The sequence below is a fragment of the Methylocystis echinoides genome (genome assembly GCF_040687965.1).
GTDB classification, from domain to species: Bacteria; Pseudomonadota; Alphaproteobacteria; order Rhizobiales; family Beijerinckiaceae; genus Methylocystis; species Methylocystis echinoides_A.
The window spans coordinates 3724818-3749536 of record NZ_CP156084.1 but is presented as its reverse complement, the minus strand read 5'-3'; the positions used below and the strand labels follow the sequence as shown (position 1 = coordinate 3749536).

23 protein-coding genes are annotated in these 24719 nt (G+C 65.1%); 8 read left to right on the top strand and 15 right to left on the bottom strand.

Annotated elements, in window-relative coordinates; genetic code table 11:
- Positions 1-110 precede the first annotated feature (110 nt).
- Positions 111-1448, top strand: coding sequence for a peptide MFS transporter (locus tag RVU70_RS18575; RefSeq protein WP_363349016.1), 1338 nt, complete (start codon positions 111-113; stop codon positions 1446-1448).
- 362 nt (positions 1449-1810) lie between these two features.
- Positions 1811-2278, top strand: a complete 468-nt coding sequence (locus tag RVU70_RS18570) for a hypothetical protein (RefSeq protein ID WP_363349014.1) — start codon at positions 1811-1813, stop codon at positions 2276-2278.
- 95 nt (positions 2279-2373) lie between these two features.
- Here RVU70_RS18570 and rpsI read toward each other — a convergent pair whose 3' ends face one another.
- Both rpsI and rplM read right to left on the bottom strand, forming a co-directional pair.
- On the bottom strand, positions 2374-2856 hold the full coding sequence (gene rpsI, locus RVU70_RS18565; protein WP_363349012.1) for a 30S ribosomal protein S9: 483 nt from the start codon (positions 2854-2856) through the stop codon (positions 2374-2376).
- Positions 2857-2858: 2 nt separating this feature from the next.
- The gene (gene rplM / locus RVU70_RS18560) at positions 2859-3329 is read right to left on the bottom strand and encodes a 50S ribosomal protein L13 (RefSeq protein WP_363349010.1); all 471 of its coding nucleotides are present in this window, start codon (positions 3327-3329) and stop codon (positions 2859-2861) included.
- A 215-nt stretch (positions 3330-3544) separates the two neighbouring features.
- Here rplM and RVU70_RS18555 point away from each other — a divergent pair, with 215 nt between their 5' ends.
- Together RVU70_RS18555 and RVU70_RS18550 are read left to right on the top strand one after the other, a co-directional pair.
- A complete protein-coding gene (locus RVU70_RS18555; RefSeq protein WP_363349008.1) occupies positions 3545-3817 on the top strand; it encodes an AbrB/MazE/SpoVT family DNA-binding domain-containing protein in 273 nt (90 codons plus the stop codon).
- Positions 3804-4193, top strand: a complete 390-nt coding sequence (locus tag RVU70_RS18550; RefSeq protein ID WP_363349006.1) for a type II toxin-antitoxin system VapC family toxin — start codon at positions 3804-3806, stop codon at positions 4191-4193. Before RVU70_RS18555 ends, RVU70_RS18550 begins: the two co-directional genes overlap by 14 nt.
- A gap of 62 nt (positions 4194-4255) precedes the next feature.
- Here the strand turns inward: RVU70_RS18550 and RVU70_RS18545 are convergent, their stop codons facing one another.
- A complete protein-coding gene (locus tag RVU70_RS18545) occupies positions 4256-5554 on the bottom strand; it encodes an ammonium transporter (protein WP_363349004.1) in 1299 nt (432 codons plus the stop codon).
- A gap of 142 nt (positions 5555-5696) precedes the next feature.
- A complete protein-coding gene (locus RVU70_RS18540; protein WP_363349002.1) occupies positions 5697-6035 on the bottom strand; it encodes a P-II family nitrogen regulator in 339 nt (112 codons plus the stop codon).
- 285 nt (positions 6036-6320) lie between these two features.
- Between RVU70_RS18540 and RVU70_RS18535 the strand changes: the two genes are divergently transcribed.
- Entirely contained in the window at positions 6321-8966 is a 2646-nt protein-coding gene (locus RVU70_RS18535; RefSeq protein WP_363349000.1) for a caspase family protein, read from the top strand.
- Between the two features lie 38 nt (positions 8967-9004).
- Here RVU70_RS18535 and RVU70_RS18530 read toward each other — a convergent pair whose 3' ends face one another.
- The 4 genes from RVU70_RS18530 to RVU70_RS18515 all read right to left on the bottom strand — a co-directional run bounded on the left by RVU70_RS18530 (position 9005) and on the right by RVU70_RS18515 (position 14406).
- On the bottom strand, positions 9005-11116 hold the full coding sequence (locus RVU70_RS18530; RefSeq protein WP_363348998.1) for a polysaccharide biosynthesis tyrosine autokinase: 2112 nt from the start codon (positions 11114-11116) through the stop codon (positions 9005-9007).
- Entirely contained in the window at positions 11113-12126 is a 1014-nt protein-coding gene (locus tag RVU70_RS18525; RefSeq protein WP_363348996.1) for a cellulase family glycosylhydrolase, read from the bottom strand. Before RVU70_RS18525 ends, RVU70_RS18530 begins: the two co-directional genes overlap by 4 nt.
- A complete protein-coding gene (locus RVU70_RS18520; RefSeq protein WP_363348994.1) occupies positions 12126-13475 on the bottom strand; it encodes an O-antigen ligase family protein in 1350 nt (449 codons plus the stop codon). Before RVU70_RS18520 ends, RVU70_RS18525 begins: the two co-directional genes overlap by 1 nt.
- 118 nt (positions 13476-13593) lie before the next feature.
- Positions 13594-14406, bottom strand: a complete 813-nt coding sequence (locus RVU70_RS18515) for a tetratricopeptide repeat protein (protein WP_363348992.1) — start codon at positions 14404-14406, stop codon at positions 13594-13596.
- A 96-nt stretch (positions 14407-14502) separates the two neighbouring features.
- Here RVU70_RS18515 and RVU70_RS18510 point away from each other — a divergent pair, with 96 nt between their 5' ends.
- From RVU70_RS18510 to RVU70_RS18500, 3 genes are read left to right on the top strand one after another with little or no spacing between them, the layout of a single operon-like run.
- Complete coding sequence (locus RVU70_RS18510; protein ID WP_405044888.1) at positions 14503-15891, top strand: leucyl aminopeptidase family protein; 1389 nt, start codon at positions 14503-14505, stop codon at positions 15889-15891.
- Positions 15888-16739, top strand: a complete 852-nt coding sequence (locus RVU70_RS18505; protein WP_363348988.1) for an NlpC/P60 family protein — start codon at positions 15888-15890, stop codon at positions 16737-16739. The genes RVU70_RS18510 and RVU70_RS18505 overlap by 4 nt, the downstream gene beginning before the upstream one ends.
- Positions 16740-16746: 7 nt before the next feature.
- On the top strand, positions 16747-17235 hold the full coding sequence (locus tag RVU70_RS18500; protein ID WP_363348986.1) for a MaoC/PaaZ C-terminal domain-containing protein: 489 nt from the start codon (positions 16747-16749) through the stop codon (positions 17233-17235).
- Here the strand turns inward: RVU70_RS18500 and RVU70_RS18495 are convergent.
- From RVU70_RS18495 to RVU70_RS18465, 7 genes are all read right to left on the bottom strand, one after another.
- Positions 17219-18016 (bottom strand): purine-nucleoside phosphorylase, encoded by a 798-nt coding sequence (locus tag RVU70_RS18495; RefSeq protein ID WP_363348984.1) that lies wholly within the window; start codon positions 18014-18016, stop codon positions 17219-17221. The two genes, RVU70_RS18500 and RVU70_RS18495, sit on opposite strands and share 17 nt — an antisense overlap.
- A gap of 83 nt (positions 18017-18099) precedes the next feature.
- The gene (locus tag RVU70_RS18490; protein WP_363348982.1) at positions 18100-19722 is read right to left on the bottom strand and encodes an ABC transporter ATP-binding protein; all 1623 of its coding nucleotides are present in this window, start codon (positions 19720-19722) and stop codon (positions 18100-18102) included.
- 20 nt (positions 19723-19742) lie between these two features.
- Positions 19743-20225 (bottom strand): PIN domain-containing protein, encoded by a 483-nt coding sequence (locus RVU70_RS18485; RefSeq protein WP_363348980.1) that lies wholly within the window; start codon positions 20223-20225, stop codon positions 19743-19745.
- Positions 20209-20433, bottom strand: a complete 225-nt coding sequence (locus RVU70_RS18480) for a hypothetical protein (RefSeq protein ID WP_363348978.1) — start codon at positions 20431-20433, stop codon at positions 20209-20211. Before RVU70_RS18480 ends, RVU70_RS18485 begins: the two co-directional genes overlap by 17 nt.
- 32 nt (positions 20434-20465) lie before the next feature.
- Complete coding sequence (locus RVU70_RS18475; RefSeq protein ID WP_363348976.1) at positions 20466-21632, bottom strand: ABC transporter permease; 1167 nt, start codon at positions 21630-21632, stop codon at positions 20466-20468.
- Between the two features lie 2 nt (positions 21633-21634).
- The gene (locus tag RVU70_RS18470; RefSeq protein WP_363348974.1) at positions 21635-22747 is read right to left on the bottom strand and encodes a microcin C ABC transporter permease YejB; all 1113 of its coding nucleotides are present in this window, start codon (positions 22745-22747) and stop codon (positions 21635-21637) included.
- A gap of 3 nt (positions 22748-22750) precedes the next feature.
- Positions 22751-24646, bottom strand: coding sequence for an extracellular solute-binding protein (locus RVU70_RS18465; protein ID WP_363348972.1), 1896 nt, complete (start codon positions 24644-24646; stop codon positions 22751-22753).
- Positions 24647-24719 lie beyond the last annotated feature (73 nt).

Below are 24719 nucleotides of genomic sequence, written 5' to 3'. Positions count from 1 at the left end.
TGCTTTTGTCTCTGCGACAAGGGATCAACCCTATTATCGACGTCGCCCGGCGAGCGCAACCACGCCGCGGAGGGAATGTCCCCCAGCGCCGAAGAGCGATTCATAAGAGTATGAAAATACAGGTTTTTTCAGGCCAGGCGCCGGGGCTCGCCACCCTCTTCGGGTCGGAGATGTGGGAGCGATTCTCCTATTATGGGATGCGGGCGCTTCTTGTCCTTTATATGGTCGACCACCTGCTGGAGCCCGCGCGGATGGAGCGCGCCCTTGGGCTCGCCGCGCTGAAAAACGCGCTCGAATCCGTTTCCGGTCCGCTTGGCCCTCAGCCTTTCGCCTCGCAGATCTACGGGCTCTACACCGGGCTCGTTTATTTGACCCCGATTCTCGGCGGGTTCGTCGCGGATCGCTGGCTCGGGCGCACGCGGACGATTGCGCTCGGCGCGGGGTTGATGGTCGCCGGCCATTTCATGATGGCCTATGAGCCCTTCTTCCTCATCGCCCTGTCGCTGATCGCCTTTGGCTGCGGCGCGTTCAAACCCAATATTTCGACGCAGGTCGGCGAACTCTACGCCCGCGACGACCCCCGACGCGACCGCGCCTATTCGATCTTCTATGTCGGCATCAACATCGGCGCTTTCTTAGCGCCGCTCGTCTGCGGCACGCTGGGCGAAACCGTCGGCTGGCATTACGGCTTTGCGAGCGCCGGGGTCGGCATGGCGATCGGCCTCGCGACCTATCTCTCCGGCCTCTCCCGGCTGCCGCCGGCGCCGCCGCCCCTCAAAGTGCGGCCGACGCCGACGGAGCGACGCCAGTTCCGTCGCGCCTTTCTGGGCATTCTCGTGCTTTTTCTGCCGTCCGCATTGTTCTGGGCGGCCTTCGAACAGCAAGGCAACACCATTGCGCTGTGGGCCGCGCAGCACACCGATCGCGGCGTCGGACTCTTTGGCTGGCGCGCGGAGATCCCAGTCACCTGGTTTCAGGCGTTCAATCCGCTGATGATCTTTCTATTCACGCCGCCGCTCGTCGCCTTCTGGGGGAATCTCGCCCGCAAGGGGCGGGAGCCCTCGACGATGCGCAAGCTTTCGGTCGGCTGCCTCGGCGTTTCTCTCAGCTATGGAGTCATGGCCGTAGCGGCGTGGATGAGCGACGGCGGCAAGGCGAGCTGGCTATGGCTTCTGGCCTATTTCATCGTGTTGACGCTCTCCGAACTGCATTTCTCGCCGATCACCCTCTCGCTCGTTTCGCATCTGGCGCCGGCGGGGTCGCGCTCGGCGCTGATGGGCGCCTGGTTCTCGTCCATGTTCCTCGGCAATCTTCTCGCAGGCTTGATTGGGAGCTTCTGGACGAGCCTGTCCGGCGCGTCGTTCTTTCTGCTTGTTTCGAGTCTTGGCGTCGGCGCTGCGATCATCGTCGAAGTCGCGCGCTTTCCCCTGCGAGGGGTTTTGCGCTGATGCGTTGAGGCGCGCCACAGCACTCGATCGTCGATCGGCGCACAAGCAATGCTGCGCTGCAGAAGGTCCTGGAAGACGTCTTCAGCAGGGGATCAGCGTGAGCCTGACTAATTCTTCCAATTTGACGCGGTGTTAATTGTATAAGTTAGAAACTGTTAATAATTATAGAGAACAGTCTCAGATAAGCAAAAGCGCACCAATAAGACGAAGGACTGTCTGTCAATTCCGCTGCTTCATCGGAAAGTCCCGCGTCGACAAACGCCCGCTGCAGTAATGATCCTATGGAGTTTGCGAATATGGCGTCCGCGTCGTGTGTTCAATCAGTTGCGCGTAGCCATACGTCGGGGAGAGATCAAACGCCTATGAAAGACGTCTTGCAGGAGACGATTTTTTCATGGGGTTGGCAGGATCGCATTCAGCACGACCCTCAAAGCGGGTCGGACTTTGTCACCACTATTTATATAAGACACGGGGAGCCTTTCGTTTACACGCTGACTGTGAACGAAGGTCGCCGCAAGCTGGGAATTCACATCAACTCACCCATTCAAATCCCGCTCGCCCGAAAAGTCGAAGCGATAGCGATCGCAAATTATTTCAACGTGCGAAGCACGACCGGCGCCTATTACATCACCGAGACCGGCGATCTTTGCTATCAATGGATGTTGTTGGCCGTTGGCGCCGAGCCGACGATCGGCGTTTTCAAGGCGCTGCGCGACGACGCCAACAAGGCGTTCGACCAGACGTACACGCCCTTCCTGACCGCGGCCTTCACCGACAATCCGGCGTCGCAGATCATCGAAAAACTGGAGTTCTTCTGGTCGAAAAGATAGAGCCGCGTCGGCGCGGCGGGCAACAAAAAAGCCAGGCGGAGACGCCTGGCTTTGTTGTGAGAGAAAGAGGCGCCGAGGCCAGCGCCTTCCCGTCTTTAGCGCTTCGAGAACTGGAACGACCGGCGGGCTTTCCGCTTACCGTATTTTTTGCGCTCGACCACGCGCGAGTCGCGGGTGAGGAAGCCTTCCTTCTTGAGCGGGGAGCGCAGCTCCGGCTCGTAATTGGTCAGCGCCTTGGCGAGGCCGTGGCGAACGGCGCCGGCCTGTCCCGAGAGACCGCCGCCCGCAACCGAGACGACGAGGTCATACTGGCCGGCGCGCTTGGCGACGGCGAGCGGCTGCTGCAGGATCATGCGCAGAACGGGGCGCGCGAAATAGACTTCGATGTCGCGGCCGTTGACGGTGATCTTGCCCGAGCCGGGCTTGATCCAGACGCGGGCGACGGCGTTCTTGCGCTTGCCGGTGGCGTAGGCGCGGCCATATTTGTCGAGCTTCTGCTCGTATTTCGGCGCTTCGACCGCAGCGGCCACGGCCGCCTGGTTGAGGTCAGAGAGCGAGGAGAGGGTGGTCTCGGCCATGATCAGGCGCTCCGGCTATTCTTGGCGTTCAGGGCGGCGACGTCGAGCGTCTGCGGGTTTTGCGCCGCATGGGGATGCTCGGCGCCCTTGTAGACGCGCAAATTGCCGAGCTGCTGGCGGCCGAGCGGACCGCGCGGCAGCATGCGCTGCACGGCCTTCTCCAGAACGCGCTCGGGAAAGCGGCCCTCGAGGAGGAACTTTGCCGAGCGCTCCTTGATGCCGCCCGGGAAGCCGGTGTGATGGTGATAGACCTTCTGGTCGCGCTTGCGGCCGGTCAGGACCACCTTGTCGGCGTTGACGACGATGATGTTGTCGCCATCGTCCATATGGGGCGTAAAGGTCGCCTTGTGCTTGCCGCGCAGACGCAGCGCGATCAGCGAGGCGAGGCGGCCGACGACGAGCCCGGAGGCGTCGATCAGCACCCATTTCTTTTCGATGTCGGCGGGCTTCGCCGAATAGGTCTTGCCGTACATGGGATGTGGAATTCCGTCTGAACGAAATGTTCGGATGCGGGTGGATAGGGGATGCGGGGAGGCCGGTCAAGCGATTTTTTTGACGCCGAGACCCGTGGAAAGGCCTTGAAAACCGCGGAGCGGACGAATGTGGTGCTATTTTACCTTACACTCGGAGCTCTGTTTACAGGGACGTTCGGCGACCCTATCTTACCTTGTCTTACAAGGAGCCTTCGATGGCCGTGGAAAAGCAAAGGGTCAGGCTGTCGACAAAGGGTCAGATCGTGCTCCCGAAGTCGATCCGGCAACGAAAGAACTGGGTGGCCGGCGCATCCCTGACCATAGAGGAAACCCCTGAAGGGGTTTTGCTGAAGGATGCGCCGTTGTTCGAGCGCACCCGTGTCGAAGACGTCTTCGGCATGCTCAATTGTTCTGGACGTCGGCTGTCGATCGAGGAGATGGACGCGAGCGTTCTCGCCGAAGCCAGGCGCCGCCATGCTCGCGATTGATACGAATGTGGTCGTCCGGTTCCTCGCCAACGACGATCCCGAACAGTCGCCGAAAGCGCGGTCTTTGATCGCGCGAGAGCACGTTTTTGTCGCGCTGACCGTGTTGCTGGAAGCCGAATGGGTGCTGCACAGCGGCTATGGCCTCCCAACCGGACAGATATTGGCCGCCTTCCGGGCGTTAGCGGGTCTCCCACAAGTGATTGTCCAGGAACCGACGGCGCTTGCCGTCGCACTGTCCTGGGCGGAGGAGGGGATGGATTTTGCCGACGCGTTGCATCTCGCCCAGTCGGGGCAAAGCGAGGCCTTCGTAAGCTTTGACGAGAAGTTGGCGAAGGCTTCGAGTCGCGTCGGGGCGCCCGAGGTCAGGCGCCCCTGAAATGAAGGTAGCGGCGCCGACCTCCCGCCGGCCCTGGAGGGAGGGCTCGCCGAGCGGCCCCCTCACTGGTGCAGCGCTTCTCCATGCAGCGCGATGTCGAGGCCCTCGCGTTCGTCGTCGCTGGTGACGCGCAGCTTGGTGAAGAAGGAGACGATCTTCAACGTTATCAGCGTGCCGATGACGCACCAGACGATGGTCACGCCGACGCCGATCGCCTGCACCACGAATTGATGCGGATCGCCCTCGAGCAGGCCGGCGACGCCGGGGCTGTCGGCCGACGCCGTGACGGCGCGCGTCGCGAAGACGCCGGCGAGCAGCGTGCCCATCATGCCGCCGACGCCATGGACGCCGAAGACGTCGAGCGTGTCGTCATAGTGAAACTTGTGCTTGGCCACGGTGCAGAACCAGTAGCAGACGCCGCCGGCGATGAGCCCGATGACGACGCCGTGCCACGGCAGCACATAGCCCGAGGCCGGGGTGATGGTGCCGAGCCCCGCGACCGCGCCGGAGACGACGCCGAGCACGGAGGGCTTGCCGCGCTCGACCCATTCGAGCCCGCTCCACACGAGCGCGCCCGAGCAGGCCGCGAGATGGGTGGCGACGATGGCGAAGACCGCGCGCGAATTGGCGCCCAGCGCAGAGCCGCCGTTGAAGCCGAACCAGCCGACCCACAGCAGGCCGGTGCCGACGACGGCGAGCGACAAGTCGAAGGGTGAGAGGTTTTCGCGTCCGAAGCCGACGCGATTGCCCATCGCCAGCGCACAGACGAGGCCGGCGACGCCGGCGTTGATATGCACGACCGTGCCGCCGGCGAAATCGAGAAGACCCATCTTCTGCAGGAAGCCGCCGCCCCACACCCAGTGCGCCGACGGCACATAGACGATGAAGAGCCAGACAATGCAGAAGAGGATGAAGGCCGAAAATCGCATGCGCTCGGCGACCGAACCGCCGACCAGCGCGCAAGTGATGACCGCGAAGGTCATCTGATAGGCCATGAACAGGATTTCCGGAATCGTGCCGGCGAGCGGGCTGACCGTGTCCATGCCGACGTTGCGCAGCAGAATGCGCGCCGTGTCGCCAAGATAGGCACCGTCGCCGGAGAAGGCGAGGCTATAGGCGACGGCGATCCACAGCAGCGAGACGATCGCCGTGGCGATGAGGCTCTGCGCCATGGTGGCGAGCACATTCTTCTTGCGGACCATGCCGCTGTAGAAGAGCGCGAGGCCCGGCAGGGTCATCATGAGCACCAGCGCCGTCGCGACGATCATGAAGGCGGTGTCGGCGCCGTCGATCTTCGGGGCGTCCTGCGCGAGGGCGGGGGTGGCGACGATGGCGGCCAGGGCCGCAAATAACGTTCGCATGTAGGTGGACATCCAGATTTGCGTGTGAGGTGGCGGTCTTGCCGGTCGTTCGGGAAGGGCGAGGCGGGGTCGACAAACGAGGTCGTGAACCTGCGTCCTCGCCCTCGGCCTGTGGGCAAGGGGCGGGAAAACAGCCGCGCCTTTACAGCGCGTCGTTGTCGGCTTCGCCCGTCCGTATGCGAAGGGCGTGGTCCAGCGGCGTGACGAAAATCTTTCCGTCGCCGATCTTGCCGGTATAGGCCGCCTTGCGGACGGCCTCGACCGCGCCGTCGACGAGGTCGTCCGGGAGCGCGATCTCGACCTTGATCTTCGGCAGAAAGGCGATGATGTATTCCGTGCCGCGGTAGATCTCGGCGTGGCCTTTCTGGCGGCCGTAGCCTCGGACCTCAGTCGCCGTCATCCCATAGACGCCCAGCGCCATCAGCGCGTCGCGCACATCGTCGAGCTTGAAGGGTTTGATGATGGCGGTAATGGTTTTCATTCGGGCAGTCTGCCGTTGACAAATGCAGGATGGCCGTTTTGACAGCAATCGTCGTGCCAGACTGCGCAAGCATTGAACGAAACGGCGATTGAGCGGGCGCCGGCTGCAAATCTGAGCGCCTTGCGGGCGCCGATAGCCTAAAAAATCCACAAAACGTCCAAATTAATGGCGGGTTATCTCCGTCTTGCGGCCCTCGACCGCGGCGCATGGTTCAGCGTCTGTTCATCCGCGGATCTGCTGGATAATCCGCATGTTGCGGAGTGGGGGCCGCGTGGAGATCACTCAATGCAGTTAATCCGGAGTCTGGCGGTTGCGGCGCTCGCCCTTCTTGTGCTGATCGCGGGGCAGGGCGCGGGCGCTTTCGCGGCCGAGCGACGCCTTGCCCTCGTCATTGGCGAAGCGGCCTATCCCGTAAAGCCCATCGCCACCGCCGCGAATGACGCCGGGCTCGTCGCGCAGACTCTCCAGGCGGCCGGTTTCGACGTCACCGGCGCGCGCGATCTCGAAGAGGCGGCGCTGAAACAGGCGTTCCGCGACTTTCTCGACAAGGCCGCGCAGGCGGGGCCGGACGCCGTCGTCTTCATTTATGTCTCGGGCTACGGCCTCCAGCTCGAAGGCGAAAACTACATTCTGCCGGTCGATGCGACGATTGCCCGCGACACCGATATTCCGCTGCGGGCGCTGCGCGTCTCGGATTACCTCAAACCGCTCGCGGGCTCGGGGGCGAAGCTCGTCGTCGCCGCGCTCGACGTGGCGCGCGCCAATCCGTTCAAACTGACCGGCCAGCCGCTCGCCGGCGGCCTTGCGCTCTACGAGCCCGGCGGCCGCGCGCTGCTCGCGTTCAACGCCGCGCCGGGCACGATCGCGCCGGAATCCAAGGGCGATTACGGCCCCTACGCCCATGCGCTCTCGGAGATGATGCGCGACGGCGGCCGCCCGCTGACGGAGGTCTTCGAGAATACGCGACTGCGCGTTTCGGAGATGACGAAAGGCGCGCAAATCCCGTGGAACTCGCAGCGCGTGGAGACCGATTTCCTTTTCTTCGAGCGCGAGGCCAACGCGCCGCTGCGCAAGGAGGATGTCGCGCGTCTCGGCCAGCCGATCAGCGCGCTAGGCGCCGACGACGGTTTTTCCGCCGCCGTCCGCCGCGACACCATGCAGGGCTACCAGGATTACGTCGCGACCTATCCGGCGTCGCCCTATGCGAAGCGGGCGCGGGCGATGCTCGCGGCGCGGCGCGAGGCCATGACCTGGCGGCGCTCGCGCATCATCGACACGCCCGACGCCTATTGGTCCTATCTGCGGCGCTATCCCAGGGGGCCGCACGCCTGGGACGCGCGCCGGCGCCTTGCGGAGCTGCGCTACGAATTCGAGCCGCCGCCGGACTTCGCCATGATCGACTACGGCTATCCGCCGCCGCCGCCGGACGAGCTCATTTTCATCGATCAGCCCGTCATTTTCTTCGACGATCCGCTCTGGGCGTTTCCGCCGCCCCCGCCGCCGCCGTTCTATTTCCTGCCGCCGCCGCCGCCGGATTTCATCATCCTGCCGCCGCCCATCGTCGTCGTCGCGCCCTATGCGCTGCCGGCGCCGCCCTATGTGCCGATCCCGGTCTGGCAGCGGCCGCCGGCCTATATCGCGCCGCCGCCGCCGAACGTCATATACGCCAACATGCACAACGCCGTGGCGCTGAACCCCGCAGAGAACCAGCTCGTCATTCGCAGTCCCGCCGGCGCCGTGATCTCGACCGAGGCCCTCACCGCCGTCGGCGCGGGGGCCGCCGCGGTCGGCATAGGCGCGGCGCTGCCCAATTTTATCGCCAAGCGAAACGCGGTCCCGCCCGGGGGCGTCGCGCCGCCGCCGATCGCCGGCGCGCCTCTCGGCGCGACCCCTGCTATCGGCCCTGCGCCGGGCCCCGTTCCGGCGGGCCCGCCCGGCGCGCGGCCGCTCACCGAGGGAGCGACGCCGCCCGGCGCGGCCCCCCTGACGAACGGCGCCCAACAGCTTCCTGGGGGTGGTCCCGCCGGCCAGCGGCTGCATCCGGGCGGCGTTGCGCCTCCCAACGCCCCGCCGGCCGCCGCGCTTCCCGCCGGCCTGCCAGTGAAGGACCACGCTCTGCCGCAGCCGCCCGCTGGCGCGGCCGCGCCGCTCGCTGGTCCGGGCCGCCGCTTGCGCGACGTCGTCGCGCCCACGGCGCCGTCGGGCGCGGCGAAAGAGCAAGGGCTCTGGTCGCCGCCAGGAGGCGCCGGACCCGCGCCGGCTCAGACCGGCAGGCGGATCGCGCCGCAGATTGATCGGCTGGGGTCGCCAGCCGGCGACGGGGCGTCGCCCCTGCGCGGCCGCCAGCTCAGTCGCACGCCTCCCGTGAATCCCGGCGGGGGCGGGAACCGCCTCCAGGGCGAGGGGCCCGACGCGCTCCGCTCGTTTCGTCGCAGGATGGCCCCCGATTTTGGCGGCCCCGCTGGGCCGGCCCCCGGCGCCATGCAGGGCGCGCGGCTTCCCAGGCAGATGCGGGAAGCGCCGCCGGGCATGGATATGCCGGGGATGCGCGGCATGCCCGATATTGCGCCCCGCCGCGCCTATCCCCGGCCGGATATGCCGGCAGGGATGGGGGCGCCGATGCGCGGCCCGCCCCGGGACGCCATGCCGCAGCCGGACGCCATGCCGGCCGCCCGCTATCGCAGCGGCCCGTCCGGAGGCCTGCCGCCGCAGATGCGCGACATGCAGCCGAGGATGCCGGATGCCCCGCCCATGCGGGCGATGACGCCGCCGCAGATGCATGCGCCGGCGATGGATCGCCCGCCGCCGGGCATGACGCCTGGCTTTCGGGCGCCGCCGTCGCCCCAGCAGGCGGCGCCGGCGCCGCGGCTGGACCAATGGTCGAAGCCGCGCCGGGGCGACGGGGACTCTGGTTTCCACGGCTTTCGCTGACGCCACGTCAGTCTTCGACGCGCAGCGCGCCGCCAGTCTCAGGCGGCGCGTTTGCGGCTTTCGAGCACGCGCGCCTGCTCGGGGTCGTAGAGGCGCAATCTGGCCGTATCGGTCTTGTTGAAAACGACGGCGGCCTCAACGGCGTCGAGACGGTCGAGCGCCATCCCGACGTCGCTGCGATGCGTTTTGTCCCATTCGACGACGAAGAGAAGCCTGTCGGCCTGTTCGGCGAGAAAGGGCGCTTGCGGGGCTTCGAGCGCTGGCGGCCCGTCGATGATGATGACGTCGAACCATCGGCGGGCGACTTTCAGGAGGGCGCGTAGGGTTGCGCCGCGCATCAGCGCGCCGATGTCCGCGCCGTCGCCCGCGTCGCGTCCGCCGAAGGGAAGGAGCGTGTAGCCGTCGGTCGGCTGCTCGATGAGGGCGGATGTCAGATTTTCCCTCGCGGCGAGAACGTCGAGCAGCCCGTGAGGCGGCTTTTTGACGTGCTCCGCCCGATCGGCCTCGATGAGCAGGACCCGGTCGCCGCCCCGCGCGAGAAAGGCCGCGAGATTGATGGCGACGGTCGAGCGCCCCTCGCCCCTCACCGAGGACGAAACGAGGACGACGGCGCCGTCCGCGTCGGCGCCGGGTTGGATGACGCCGCGGCAGACTTCCGAGAGCCACGCCGTAACATCGGGCGCCTCGATGGCCCGGCGCGCCGCGTCAGGCGGCGCGGGCGCCATGGGCAGGAAGACGAGCGCCTCGACGCCACCCAGACTTGCCGCCTGGGCGCTCGTTCGCAGCGTCGTGGATCGCGTCTCGTGCAAGCCCGCAGCGGCCAGGCCGGCCGCAAGGCCAAGGCCCATGCTCGCCATCGCGAGGATGACTTTCCCCGGCGCGGGACTCGTCGGCGGGACGGCGGGCGAGACGATGCGCACGTCGCTGGGCTCGAGGCCGTTGACTTGCGCCAGCTCGCGCTGCCGGCTCAACAACTCTTCGAAGACTTCGCGCTCGGCCTTGGCTTCGCGTTCGAGTTCCGTGAGCCTGACCATCTGCGGCCCGAGTTCGCCGCTTTCCGCCTGCGTGGCCCTGAGCTGGCGCGTCAACTCGGCCTCTCGCTGCTCCTCCTCGCGAAAGTCGCTGCGGGCGGCGGAAATCAGCCGCGCGATTTCGGCGGCGATCTGCTGGCGAATGTCGCCGATCTGCGCCTTCAGGCTGATGGCTTCCGGATGGCGCGGCCCAAGCACCGTCGCCTGATCGGCGGCTTGTCGAGACAGCCGCGCATATTCCGCTCTCAAACCGGAAAGAACGCTCGACTGAACGTCCTGCGGCAGATTATCGCCGGCGCTGGCGCCAGCCTTGCGCAACAAGTCGTAGCGTGCGCGCGCCTCGGCGGTGCGAGACGCGGCGAGCACCATCTGCTGGTTCAACTCCACGATACGACGTTCGAGCAGCGTATTGCCCTGGCCCGCGTCGGTGACTTTGATTTGCGCCTTGAATTCGGCGACGGCCCGCTCGGCGCGGTTGACGCGCACGCGGAGTTCCGTGAGCCGCTTCTCGATCTCGCGGGCGGTCAAGGCGCTGAGACCGGAACGCAAGGACGCCTGATCGTCGAGGATTCTCTGCGCGACGCCATTCGCGACTTTGGCGCTTTCCTCGGCGGACGGCGACTTCACCGTCACGTCGATGACATAGGTCGCGCCGCGTCGCGCCACGGTCAAATGAGCGGACAGCTTCTGGATTGTCGATTGTCGCAGAAGCGCCGGCGTCGCGCCTTTACCGGCAAAGACCGGATTGTGCGCAAGGTCGAGCTGGTCCACGACCCCGCCAACGAATCCGTCTGACTTTGCGACCTGCACGATGCTCTCGATGGCGTTGAAGTCCGAGCCGATATTGGCGAGCACGCCTGCCTTCTCGGTGACGCGCGTGGCGCGAGGGTCGATCATTACGACGGTCGTCGCCGAATACTGCCTCAAGAAAATCGCCGCCAAGCCGAATGCGAGAGCTGCGACCGCGAGCGCCACGAGGGCGATGAGGCGCAGGTTGCGGCGCACGAACAGCAAGAACGAACGCGCGAGCACGCCGGGCGTCATCGGCTCGGCCAGGGAGCCGCTCGGCTTTCCCGACGCCGCCCACGAAAATCCTCGTCCGGTCGCCGCCTGCGTCAATCGGCTCCTCGTTTGATCAGAGCGTCGAGGAGCGGCGTGTTCCAGGCCCGCGTCACCGGGTCCGTCAGCGAGAAATCATGGTCGAACTGCCAATAGGCCCACCCCCAGCCAAAGCTTTCCGCGGTGCGCGCGACATGACGCGTCCATGCGGCGCGCGACGACGGCGGCGCCGTCTCGAGCGCGCCGAATTCTCCGAGATAGATCGGCCGATCTTGCGCCTTTCCCCAGCGCGCGATCAGCGCAAAATCGTCGACGATCTGCCGTCGCGCCGCGCCTGAACCCCAGGCGACGTCGCGCACATGCGCATATTCCTCGCTCCAGCTCGCGCCCTGGAAGGTGAAGCGATGCGGATCGTAATAATGCACGCTCACAATCAGCCGCCGGTCGCTCTCGGGAAGTTCGAGCTTCTCGATCGCCGCCATGTCGCTCGTGTTGAGCGCGCCGACGATGACGAGCCGCTCGGGCTCCCGTGCGCGAATTTGAGCGAGAGCGGCGGCCGCGGCGGCGTTCCACTGCTCATGGCTCATTTCGCCGCCGGGCTCGTTGAGGAGCTCATAAACAACATTCGGCCGCGCGCGGGCGTATCGCGCCGAGATTTGCCGCCAGAAGGAAACGAGTCGCCCCTTGCAGCCCGCGGGCTTCGTCTGGCAGTCCTGATTGTCATGCTGATCGAGGACAACCCTCAAGCCTTCGGCGTCGGCGCGATCGAGCACGCGATCCAAAATGTCGAGCACGCGGGCGTCGAGCTTGCCCTTCTTGTCAAAATGGCGGAATCCGAAAAAATTCACCCTGACGTGATCGAAACCCGCTGCTCGGATTCGGCCGAAATCCGTCATGCGGAAGGGATTGTCGAAGCTCCCTTCCCATATGCCGTCGTAGCCGAGGATGTTCACGCCTTTGCGTAAAGGACTGGCGTCGCGCGCCGACTCGGACGCAAGCGCGTCCGGGCCTGCAACGGCGAGGGCGAATAGAGAGACGAAGCGGACGAGGCGTCTTCCCAGGCGGCGCATCAGAGCGCATCCCAGAGCGGCGCCGCCCGCAGCGCGCCCGGGGCGCGCCGGCGTCTTTCCACGCGGGAAGGGTCTTTGGCGGGAGATCGAACCGGGGCCGGGATCGGACGCGCGAACACGAAAGCCGTTATCATCGTGAGGTGGGTCGTGAGGATATTTGTCGAGCGCATGAAGTAGGTTTCGGTGAAATTGAGAAGGAACAGCAGGCAGGCGTAACTCACCCCGAAAGAGGTCTGGCTCGGCGGAAAGACGCTCCCGCGAATGAGAAGGCTCATGCGGAGCCCGAACAGCAGAGCGGAGAGCAGGAAGAGCGTATAGCCGGCGATTCCCGTCTCCATGACGATGGCGATGTAGCCGTTGTGATAATTGTCGAGGAACCACTGGTAGCGTTCGAGGAAGAGCTCCTTCACGACGCTTCGCGTCCAGAACCCGTTGACGCCGGCCCCGAACCACGGCGAATCCCAGAAAAAATTCAGCGCGTGCTGCCAAATGTAGGTGCGTTGGGTAAAATCCAGCGGCGCGCCGAAGACGACGAGATAGCGGTTTTGCGTCACCAGCAGATAGGCGATGACGCCGCCGCCCACGACCGCCAACAGCGAGGGCGCGAAGGCGAGGACGCGCGCGAAGGCCTTCGACTTGCTCATGAGATAGATGGCGCCGATCGCCTCCACCGCGAGCGCGCCGCCGCCCCGTGAGCCGGAGGCGAGCAAGCAAAGAATAGCGAGTGCGATGGCGGACCAGCTCCACAGGAGGCCGGCGCCGTTCATCAACCGGAAGGTCGAGAAGAACAGCAGCATGGCGGCGCAGACGCCCAATGTCTGCTTCGAGGAGAAGAGGCCGCTCCATTGGCCGTTGTGAAGATAGTCGCTCATCACGCCGACGCTCGGGACGAAGATCGCCATCGCCGCCGAGAGGAGGCAAATGGCGAAAAGTCCGAGCTGCATGCAGACGGCGACGTCCTCCCAGGGGAATGTCGCCGTGAGGCGCCAGGCGCCGATGAGAACGACCAGCTGCGCAGCTGACTTGAGCAGGCTGCTCTGGGCGTTGTCCGACCAGAGCGCCGAGGCCATCGCCAGGCCGAAGAAGGCAAGAGTGACGTAGAGGCCGACGCTCCATTCGATCTTTAGAACAGGCCGTGCGAAGAAGCTCGACGCAATGATGACGAGCCAAAAGACGAGGCCGAGATATTGCTGGAAATTCGAGCCTTCGCCGCTGGGCGTGATGTCGGGATGGAAGTCGCCGTTCAACAGGAAAACGATCGCGAGCAGCGACAGGCGTATGAGCAATGTGGCGCGCGCCGCCACGCGCGCCTGCAGGGTCATCGCGATCAGGGCTCGTCTCGACGACATAAGACCATCCATAAGAGCGCCCAATCTGGCGCCATAGCGCAAGCGTGACAATTAGCCAGCTTTATGACTAATGATCGGTTAAGCAGGCCGCCCCGGACGGCCTTTAGCCATGGCGCGCTTACCGGGCGGCGTTCGATTTCTTCGCCGCGCCCGCCTGAATCTCCCGCCAGGTGTCCGACTGCGAGATCATCTCCCGGATGGCGGCGACGTTTTGGGCGGCGTCGGCAGGCGGCAGATCGCGTTGCGACCATTGTTCCGCTTCGGAAAATTTGCCCTGAAGGGCCAACACCAGCGCCAAATTCTGACGCACGCGCATATCTGCTGAGGGCTGGCTCGCCGCGAGCCGCAGGGTGTCTTCGGCGCGGGGCAGATTTTTCGCCAGCGCATAGGAGAGCCCCAGATTGGAGAGCGCCGTGGGCTCGTTGGGGCGGATTTTCAGCGCCGCCTCGTAATAGTTGCGGGCGGCCTCGTGATCGCCGAGCTGATCGGCGATCGAGCCTTGCGTCGACAGGATCGACCAGTCGGGGCGCTCCGGCGTATGCGCCTTTTCCAGCGTTTCGGCCGCCTGCTGCAATTTTCCGGCGTCGGCAAGCGCCTTGCCATAGGCGCCGAGCACCTTCATATCCTCGGGATAGGTGATCGCCAGCCCCTGCATCACGGCGACGGCCTGCGCGTTCTGGTCCAGCGCATGCAACGCCTTGGCGTAGGTCATTGCGGTGGTCTTGTCCTTGGGGTTGCGATCATAGCGCTGGCCCCACTCCTCAGCGAAGCGGCGCAAGGCCGTTTCATCCTGGGGGAGGGGGGCGGAGGCCCCCCGGACCGAGCCCGTTATATCGCCCAAGGAGGATTTGTTGCATCCTGAAAGGCAGACGAGCGCGACGAGCGCCAGGGCGCAGGCGACGCGGGGCGAAGCAGGAGACGCCTTTGTCACGGCTTATTGTTCCATAGCGAGGACGATTTCCAAGCTTGGCAGTAAAGCGTTAACTTTAACGGAAGCTTAACGGAGGCTGATAGGCGCTCGATGACGATGAAGCTCGAGGACTGGTCCGCAGAGGCGATTCCCGTCGATTTCGTGGATAAGGCCCGCTGGCCGCAGGTGAAGGAAAGCCTGTCCGCGGCGGTTGCGGCGATCGCCGATTCCGTGCGCTTCGAGGGCAAGCCCGGGAATCTGCTCGTCGCGCCCGCGCTGGACGGCGCGGCCGCGCGCGCCTTTTTCGGCGTCGAGGAGCCAGAGGCGAAAAAGCGCGACCCGTTTCTCGCCGGCAAGCTCGCGACCGGCTTGCCGCCAGGGCTCTATCGGCTGGGCGAGGGCGTCGCCGATCCCGGGCAGGCGGCGCTCGCCTTTCTCCTCTCAAGCTACGCCTTCACCCGCTATGTGGCGGCCAGGCCGGAGTCGCCGCGCCTGTGCGCGCCGCAGGGGGTCGACCGCGCCCGCATCGAACGCATCGCGTCGGCAGTTGCGCTCGGCCGCGACCTGGTGAATACGCCCGCAAACGACATGGGGCCGGAGGCGTTGGCGGAAGCCGCCCTGGGCCTCGCCGCCCGATATGGCGCGCAGGCGCGCGCGATCGTCGGCGATGCGCTGCTCGCCGAGAATTTTCCTCTCATCCACGCCGTGGGCCGCGCCGCCGCGCAGCCGCCGCGTCTCGTCGAATTCACGCATGGCCCCGAGGACGGGCTGAAGGTGACGCTCGTCGGCAAGGGCGTGTGTTTCGATTCGGGCGGCCTCGACATCAAGCCCTCTTCGGCCATGGCGCTGATGAAGAAGGACATGGGCGGCGCCGCGACCGCGCTGGCGCTCGCCGCCATGCTCATGGACGCCGGCCTTCCGGTACGGCTGCGCGTGCTGTTGCCGATCGTGGAAAATTCCATTTCCGCGAACGCGTTCCGCACCAGCGACATCTATCGCAGCCGCAAGGGGCTCACGGTCGAGATTGGCAACACCGACGCCGAGGGGCGGCTCATTCTCGCCGACGCGCTCGCCTGCGCCAGCGAGGATCAGCCGGATCTTCTCTTCGACTTCGCGACGCTGACCGGCGCCGCGCGCGTGGCGCTGGGGCCGGAACTGCCGCCCTTCTATACGGGCGACGACGCGCTTGCCGAGGCGATCTTCGCACAGGGGCGCGCGGCGAATGATCCGGTCTGGCGCATGCCGCTGTGGGAGAATTACGACGGCGGCCTCGACGGCAAGATTTCAGACGTGGTCAGCGTCACGAGCGGCGGGTTCTCCGGCTCCATCGTCGCCGCGCTGTTCCTGCGCCGTTTCGTCGCCGACCCGGCGCGCTGGGCGCATTTCGACGTTTATTGCTGGAACCCATCGACGAAGCCCGGCCGGCCGGAGGGCGGCGAGGTGCAGAGCGCGCGGCTGCTTTACGATCTCATCGAAAAGCGCGCGACGGAAAGGGCGAAGGCATGACGAGCCCCTTCGACCGACGCCTGACCCCCGCGCGCGCCGATCTCGCCGCCGTCTATCTCAAGGGCCGCGTCACCGCCGACCGCTATGTCGAAGGCGTGGTCATGGAAGTGAAGGAGGGGGTCGTCGACCTGCGGCGCGAGCCGCGACCCGATTCCGCCATCGATACGCAGGCGCTCTATGGCGAGCGCGTGACCGTTTATGACGAGGAAGAAGGCTGGGCCTGGGCGCAGCTCGCGCGCGATGGCTATGTCGGCTGGATCGCCGCCAACGCCCTGTGGAGCGAATTGAGCGCGCCCACGCATCGGGTCGCCGTGCCGCGCACCTTCGTCTATCCCGCCGCGAGCATCAAACAGCCGCCGCTGCTGGCGCTGCCGTTGAGCGCCGAAGTCTCCGTCGTGGAGGAGCGCGACGCCTTCCTCGTGACGCGCGACAGGGGCTTCATCTGGCGAACCCATCTCTCGGCGCTCGACGCGCCCGCCGAGGATTTTGTCGCCGTCGCGGAAACGCTGATCGGCGCGCCTTATCTCTGGGGCGGCAAGTCCTCGATCGGCGTCGACTGCTCCGGCCTCGTCCAGATCGCGTTCGCCGCGACGGGCCGCAAGGCGCCGCGTGACAGCGACATGCAGGAAGCGCAACTTGGCGCCCCCGTAGAGATCGGCGCGCCGCTCGAGCGCGGCGATCTCGTCTTCTGGAAGGGCCACGTTGGAATCATGCGCGATTCCACGACGCTGCTCCACGCCAACGGAACGCACATGCTGGTGTCCAGCGAGCCGCTGGAGCTTGTGCGCGCGCGCAATCTCGAGGCCGGCGCCGGGGACATCACCGGCGTGCGGCGTTTGAGCGGATAGTCGCCCCATGGAGAAGGTCATCTATTTTGAAGATCTTTTCGTCGGCAGACGTTTCGTCTCAGAGCCTGAAGAGGTGACGGAAGAGGCGATCGTCGCCTTCGCGCGCGAGAATGATCCGCAATATTTCCATCTCGATCCACACGCCGCGCGCGACAGCATGTTCGGCGGGATCGTCGCCAGCGGTTGGCAGACGGCCTCCGCGACGGTGCGTCACCTGCTTTATCGTTGCGGGGTGACCTTCCCCGGAGGTCTCATCGGCGTCGATACGCAGATTTCCTGGAAGCGGCCGGTGCGGCCCGGGGACCATCTGCATATCCAAGGCGAGATCACCAAATTGCGCGTCTCGCGCTCGCTGCCGGATCGGGGTCTCGTCACCTTCGACGGAGGCGCCTGCGACGGCGCGGGTCGGACGGTGCAAACCCTCGTGGCGACGATGCTGGTCTCCCGCGACCCTAAGCGCGCGAAGGCGCCCGATACGGTCAGCAGCGCGCCTTGATGAAGGTGCGCGCGAGGCGTTTGACGCCCACGATTCCGGCGGCGACAGAATTGCGAGACTGGTCGGGGCCCTGCGAGTCGGAAGGGACCTCCGCAATGACGGCGATGCCGGCGAAAGGGAGCCCGAAGCGCCGTGCAAGGATCGCTTCGGGCGGAATCGTCCAGCCGACGATATCGGCGCCGAGCTGGCGCGCCATTTTTATCTCCGCCGGCGTTTCGAATGTCGGCCCGGAAAACCACATCATCACGCCTTCATGGATCGTGACGCCGCCTTCCGCGGCGGCGAGTTTGATGCGGCGGAGCAGCCGCTTGTCGTACGCCTCGTTCGAACCGGCCAGTCCGTCCCCGCTCGCCGCCGCGCCGATCAACGGGTTGAGGCCGTTGAAATTGATGTGGTCCGTCACCACGACGACGCTGCTTGGCGCAAGAGGGGCCAGCGCGACGCGCGCGAGGCCTGTGCTCAGCACGGCGCGGGCGCCCAGCAGCGCGAGGGTTTCTATCGGAGCCGCCATGAGGCTGGGGTCGCCCGTCTCAAAAAAGGTTGAGCGGCCTTTCAAGATGACGGTCGGCGCATCATCGATCGCCGAGACGATAAATTCCCCGTCCTCAACGCCGGCGCAGGTTGGAAAGCCGGGCAGGTCCGCATAGGGAATGGTGACAAGTCGTTCGCCAAGCTCTGGCAGGCTGTTGAAGACTCCCGCGGTAATCAGCGCGGTTTCGACCGGGCCGGCCCCATAACGCGAGCGGATGATCGCGGCCGCCTCCTCGGCAAGACTCGTCATTTGATCCTCGCAAGCGCGAAAAGAATAATCTCGCAGGTTGAGCCTGCGCGAAAATCTCTACGCCTGCGATTCTAACGATTGGCTTAACCTACACCGTTGACACTCTCCGCCTGATTGCGAAAAGCGGCCGCAAATAGCGCGCGCGTATATTCATTTTCGGGATGCGCAAAAAGTTTTTCGGCAGGGCCGGCCTCGACGACTTTCCCGTGCCGCATGACGATGAGCTGGCCGGCGAGCGCCTTCACGACGCGCAGATCGTGGCTGATGAAGAGATAGGCGAGCGAACGACGACGCTGAAGATCGCGCAGCAGGTCGATGATCTGCGCCTGAACGGACATGTCGAGCGCGGAAGTCGGCTCGTCCAGGACGACAAATTTCGGCTCCAGCACCATGGCGCGGGCGATGGCGATGCGCTGGCGCTGGCCGCCGGAAAATTCATGCGGATAGCGATCCATCGTCGCGGGATCGAGCCCCGTCTCCTTCAACGCGCGGGCGACGATCTCGCGGCGCTCGTCGAGCGAAAGCTCCGGCCGCTGCACAGTGAGGCCCTCGGCGACGATCTCGGCCACCGACATGCGCGGTGACAGCGAGCCGTAAGGGTCCTGAAAGACGATCTGCATATCGCGTCGCCGCGGCCGCATCTCGGCGACGCTGGCGCCGTCGATGCGCGAGCCGAGAAAGACGATCGGCCCTTCCGAGCGGATGAGACGCAGCATGGCGAGCGCGAGGGTCGTCTTGCCGGAGCCGGATTCGCCGACGACGCCCACTGTGCCGCCCGAGCGCACCTGCAGCGTCACCCCGTCGACCGCCTTGATATGATCGACGGTGCGGCGCATGAAGCCGCGCTTGATGGGGAACCAGACGCGCAGATCGTCCGCCGAGATGACAACCGGGGCCTTGTCGTCTTCGACGATGGGATCGCCCTTCGGTTCGGCGGTGAGCAGGGCCTTCGTATAGGGGTGGCGCGGCGCATCGAAGACCGCGTTCACTTCGCCGCTCTCGACGATGCGGCCCTTCTGCATGACGCAAACAGTGTCGGCGAAGCGCCGCACGAGATTGAGGTCGTGCGTGATGAACAGGATCGCCATGCCATAAGTCTGTTGCAGGCGCTCGAGCAGCGCGATGATCTGCGCCTGCACGGTGACGTCGAGCGCGGTCGTCGGCTCGTCGGCGATGAGCAGATCGGGCTTGTTGGCGAGCGACATGGCGATCATCACGCGCTGCCGCTGCCCGCCGGAAAGCTGGTGCGGATAGGCGCCGAGCCGCGCCTCGGGATTTGGAATGCCGACTTCCGCGAGGAGTTCGATGACGCGCGCGCGCATGGCCTCGCGCCCGCGCATGCCGTGGAGTTCGAGGATCTCGGCGATCTGCTGCTCGATCGTTTGCAGCGGATTGAGCGAGGTCATCGGCTCCTGAAAGACCATGGTGATGCGTGCGCCGCGAATGGCGCGCAGGTCGCGCTCGCTGATCGAGAGCATGTCCGAGCCGGCAAACAGCGCCTGGCCCGTGGCCATGGCGCCCGGCGGCAGGAGACGCACGATCGAGAGCGCGCTGATCGACTTGCCGGAGCCGGATTCGCCGACGAGCGCCAGCGTCTTGCCGCGTTCGAGCGAAAAGGAGACGCGGTCGACCGCGACGGTCTCCTTGCCTCCCTGGAGGAAGGAGACCGAGAGGTCGCGGACGTCGAGGAGGGGAGCGGAGGTCATTGCGTCTTCCAGTTTCGGCCTCACTGGGTCCAAGCCCGGAGAACCACGTCTATCCCGGGGCGGTCTGGCGGAATGCGCTCCATGCCCTGGGGCGGTCTAACGCCATTGTCGTAAGACAAGAAATATCTGCACTGCGCTCGGATTGCGGTGACGAGGTGAATTGCGTCCGGCAGCGTGTGACGCGTCGCGCATCTCAGGTCGGCAGTCTCGATGAGAATATCCCGCGTTATGGGCCGCAAGTCGAACATTTTGCTCCAGATGAGCAGATCGAGATAGAGCCGTCGCTTCACAGGGGTCGGCAGTCCGCCGGGACGCGATACCGGCGCCAAAAGCTCCGCCAGAGTCAGCTCGCTCGTTACGGCCGAGCCGGGCCTCTCCCTGAGGCGGAGGAGAAAGTCCTGCACGGGCTTGGCGGCTTCGATGGGCGATTCGAAGCCAGTAATGAAGACATTTGTATCGACATAGACGAGCGGAGCGGGCACGAGGTCAGTTGCCCCACTCATCGCGAAGCGATTTCACATATGCGTCGACTTCACTCTGACTCAAAAATACGTCCCGGCGGAGCGCAAACATTTCCTCAAGAGGCATGACGGCCCCAGGCGTTTCCTCTAATTCGACCGTGATCGTCACACGGGCGTTGGGGTCGATACCCGCACGCAATTCCTCCGGCAACTTGGCCGCTGGATAATGCTCTCGCACGATCTTGTCCATCTCGTCTGCCTCCGGCGGCATTTTATCCGACTTCACCGGAAATTCTTTCTCGGGTCAAAAGCGTCACGCACGGCCTCGCCGACGAAGACGAGGAGCGACAGCATCAGCGCGATGATGGCGAAGCCCGTGAGGCCCAGCCAGGGGGCCTGGAGGTTGGATTTGCCCTGCAGCAGCAATTCGCCGAGCGACGGCGAGCCGGGCGGCAGGCCAAAGCCCAGGAAGTCGAGCGCCGTCAGCGTCGTGATCGAGGAATTGAGGATGAAGGGCAGGAAGGTCAGCGTCGCCACCGTGGCGTTGGGCAAGAGGTGCCTCAGGATGATGCGGAAATTCGACAGGCCCAGCGCCCGGGCGGCGTTCACATATTCGAAGTTGCGGGCGCGCAGGAATTCGGCGCGCACGACATGCACGAGCGACACCCAAGAGAAGAGCAGCAGAATGCCGAGCAGCACGAAAAAGCCCGGCGTGAGGAAGGACGAAATGATAATGAGCAGATAGAGCTGCGGCAGCGAGGACCAGACCTCGATGAAGCGCTGGAAGACGAGGTCGACGCGTCCGCCGAAATAGCCCTGTATCGCGCCCGCCGCGACGCCGACGATGGACGAGATCGTCGCGAGGATGAGGCCGAACAGAACCGAGACGCGAAACCCGTAAAGCAGGCGCGCGACCACGTCGCGGCCCTGATCGTCCGTGCCGAGCCAGTTCCATTCGATGGCCGAGCAGCCGCGGTTGGGCTCGCCGGGCTTCAGGAGCTTGGCGGCCGCCGCCTCGCATTGGGCCTTGGTCAGCAGCCAGGTCGGGGGCGAGGGCGCGGGGGTCGGCAGGTCGAGATTATGCGTGTCATAGGAGTAGCGGATCGGCGGCCACAGCATCCAGCCATGCGCCCTGATCTCGTTTTCGATCGTCGGGTCGCGATAGTCGGTGCGCGCCAGAAAGCCGCCGAATTTCTCCTCGGGATAGGACACGAAGGCCGGGAACAGCGGCTCGCCCTTGTACCAGGCGAGGATGGGCCGGTCGTTGGCGAGAATGTTCGACAGAAGCGACATGACGAAGAGCGTCATGAAGATCCAGAACGACCAATAGCCGCGCTTGTTGGCCTTGAAATTGGCGAGCCGCCGCTGATCGAGCGGCGACAGCCGCAAGAGCCCGCTGCGTTCGATCGGGGGCGCGAGCCGCTCGGGCGCGTCGGTTACGGCGACCATCTCTAAACCTCGCGCGTTTCAAAATCGATCCGTGGATCGATCCAGGTGTAGGTCAGGTCGGAAATCAGGTTCACCACGAGGCCCACAAGCGCGAAAATATACAGGTTGGCGAAGACCACCGGATAGTCGCGATTGACGATGCTTTCGAAAGAGAGATAGCCGAGACCGTCGAGCGAGAAGATGGTCTCGATCAGCACCGAGCCGGTCAAGAAGGCGTGGACGAAGGCCCCTGGAAAGCCGGCGATGACGATGAGCATGGCGTTGCGGAAGACGTGGCCGTAAAGAACCTGGTTTTCGGTCAGGCCCTTCATGCGCGCGGTCTGCACATATTGCTTGCGGATCTCGTCGAGGAAGGAGTTCTTGGTGAGGAATGTCTGGGTCGCGAAGGCGCCGAGCGTCAATGCGCTGACTGGCAAGACGATGTGCCAGAGATAATCCTTCACCTTGCCGAACAGCGTGAGCTCGTTGAAATCATCGGAGGTCAGGCCGCGCAGGGGAAAAATCTGCCAGAAGGAGCCCCCCGCGAAGAGCACGATCAACAGCATGGCGAAGAGAAAGCTCGGGATGGCGTAGCCGACGATCACGACATTCGACGTCCACATGTCGAAGCGACTGCCGTCTCGCACCGCCTTGGCGATGCCGAGCGGAATGGAGATCAAATAGGAAAACAGCGTCATCCACAGCCCGAGCGACATGGAAACCGGGAGCTTCTCGCCGATCAGCTTGATCACGCTTTCATCGCGAAAATAGCTGCGGCCGAAGTCGAATAGCGCGTAATTCTTCACCATCAGCAGGAAGCGCTCCCAGGCCGGCTTGTCGAAGCCGAACTGCTTTTCGAGCTCTGCGATGAATTTCGGGTCGAGCCCCTGCGCGCCGCGATATTTGGAGGCGCTCTCGGCCGCCATCGGGCCGGTCTGCGACGCGCCGCCCTGGCCGACGTCGCCGCCGCCCCCCGAGAAACGTCCCGTCGCGCCCACGTCGAAGCCCTGAAGCTGCGCGATGATGCGCTCGACCGGGCCGCCCGGCGCGAACTGCACGATGACGAAGGAAATGAGCATGATGCCGAGGATCGTCGGGATCATCAGCAGCACCCGGCGGGCGATATAGGCTCCCATGCGTCAGCGCCCCGTAAAGTTGATCTTGCGGGCCTTGCCCTCGTCCCACCACCATGTCCAGAGCACGCCCGTGTCGAATTTCGGCGGCTGCTCCGGCTGTCCGAAAAGATCCCAATAGGCGTAGCGGTGCACCGGATTGTACCAGTGCGGCACCCAATAGCGCTGCGAGCGCAGCGCCCGGTCGAGCGCGCGGCAGCAGTCGACGAGCGCCTCGCGTGAATCCGCCTGCTGCGCCTTGTCCACCAGGGCGTCGATGGCGGGGTGCGAAATGCCGGCGAGGTTGCGCGAGCCGTTCACATTGGCGGTCTTCGAGCTGAAATAGGCCCGCAGCTCCTCGCCGGGGTTCCAGGCCATCAGCATGACGTCGTGAACGATGTCGAAGTCGAAATCCTCCAGCCGCTTCTTGTACTGCGCGGCGTCGACGACGCGGATGCGGGCGGTCACGCCGAGCAGCTTGAGATTCTTGATGAAGGGTTGCGTGTGGCGCTCGAAGACGTTCGAATTGTCGAGGAATTCGAACTCGAGCGGCGTCCCGTCGGGCAGGCGCAGAACGCCGTCCTTGCGCGTGCAGCCGGCGGCGATGAAGAGATCGTTCGCCTTCTTGAGCAGAGCGCGATCCTGCCCCGAGCCGTCGGAGACGGGCGACATGAAGGGCTCGCCGAAGACTTCCGCCGGCAGCTGATCTCGGTAGGGCTCGAGCAGCGCCTTCTCCCCGTCGCTCGGGAGGCCGCGCGCGGCAAGCTCCGAATTCTCGAAATAGGAGGAGATGCGCTTATAGGCGTCGTACATCAGATTGCGGCTCGTCCATTCGTAATCGAAGGCGTAGCCGATCGCCTCGCGCACGCGCGGGTCCTTGAAAATTTTCTTGCGCGTGTTGAACATCCATCCCTGGATGTTGGGGATGTTGTTGTTGGGCATGGTCGCGCGCTTGACGCGGCCGTCCTTGAAGGCCGGGAAGTCGTAGCCCGTCGCCCAGACGCGGGCGATGTTCTCCTCGCGCTCGGTGAAGGCGCCGGCCTTGAACGCCTCGAAGGCGACCTGAGAGTCGCCGAAATATTCGAAGCGCACCACGTCGAAATTGCCTTGGCCGCGGGTGATCGGCAAGTCCTTCGCCCAATAGTCGGGCACGCGCTGAAAGGCGACGTAGCGGCCCTGCTCGAACTGGCCGACCTTGTAGGGTCCGGAGCCGAGCGGCGGCTCGAGCGTCGTCGCCTCGAAGTCGCGGTCCTTGTAATAGGCGCGGGAGAAAATAGGCTGGTTCGCGACATTGAGCGGCAGGTCGCGGGTGCGGCCGGGGGCAAATTTCACGACCAGTATGTCGTCGGCCTCGGCCGTCGCGCTCTCGAGGTCGCGCAGCATCTGGCTGATGACGGGATGGCCCTTGGTCTTGAGAATATTGAGCGAGAAGGCCGCGTCATGCGCCGTGAGCGGCGAGCCGTCGTGGAAGCGCGCCTCTTTGCGCAACAGGAAGGTGTAGGTGAGCTTGTCGGCGGAGATGCGCACCTTCTTGGCGACGAGGCAGTAATAGGCGTCCCGCTCGTCGAGGCTCTGGTTCATGAGCGTGTCGAAGACGAGCGACATGCCGGTCGCCGGGTTGCCCCGCAGCACATAGGCGTTGAACGTGTCGAAGGTGGGGCTCGCCGGCGAGAGCGCGAGCGTGCCGCCCTTGGGCGCGTTCGGGTTCACATAGGGGAAGTGTTTGAAATCTTCGGGCTCGGCCAGATTGCCGAAGGTCGAGAGACCATGGCTCTCGATCTCGCCCGGCGCGAGCGGCGCGGGCGTCTGCGCCTTGGCGCCCGCTTTGGCCCAGGCGGGCGAGGCGAGCGCGGCGGCGCCAAAGGCGCCGGCGCGGATGAGAAGACGGCGAGAGAGCGGATAGTCGAAGGGATGATCAGCCAAGAACGACCTCGAGGCGGGGAACGCGCGGGCAGTCGCCGCACAGCCTGTGATTCCCTTAAGATTATGTCGGTTT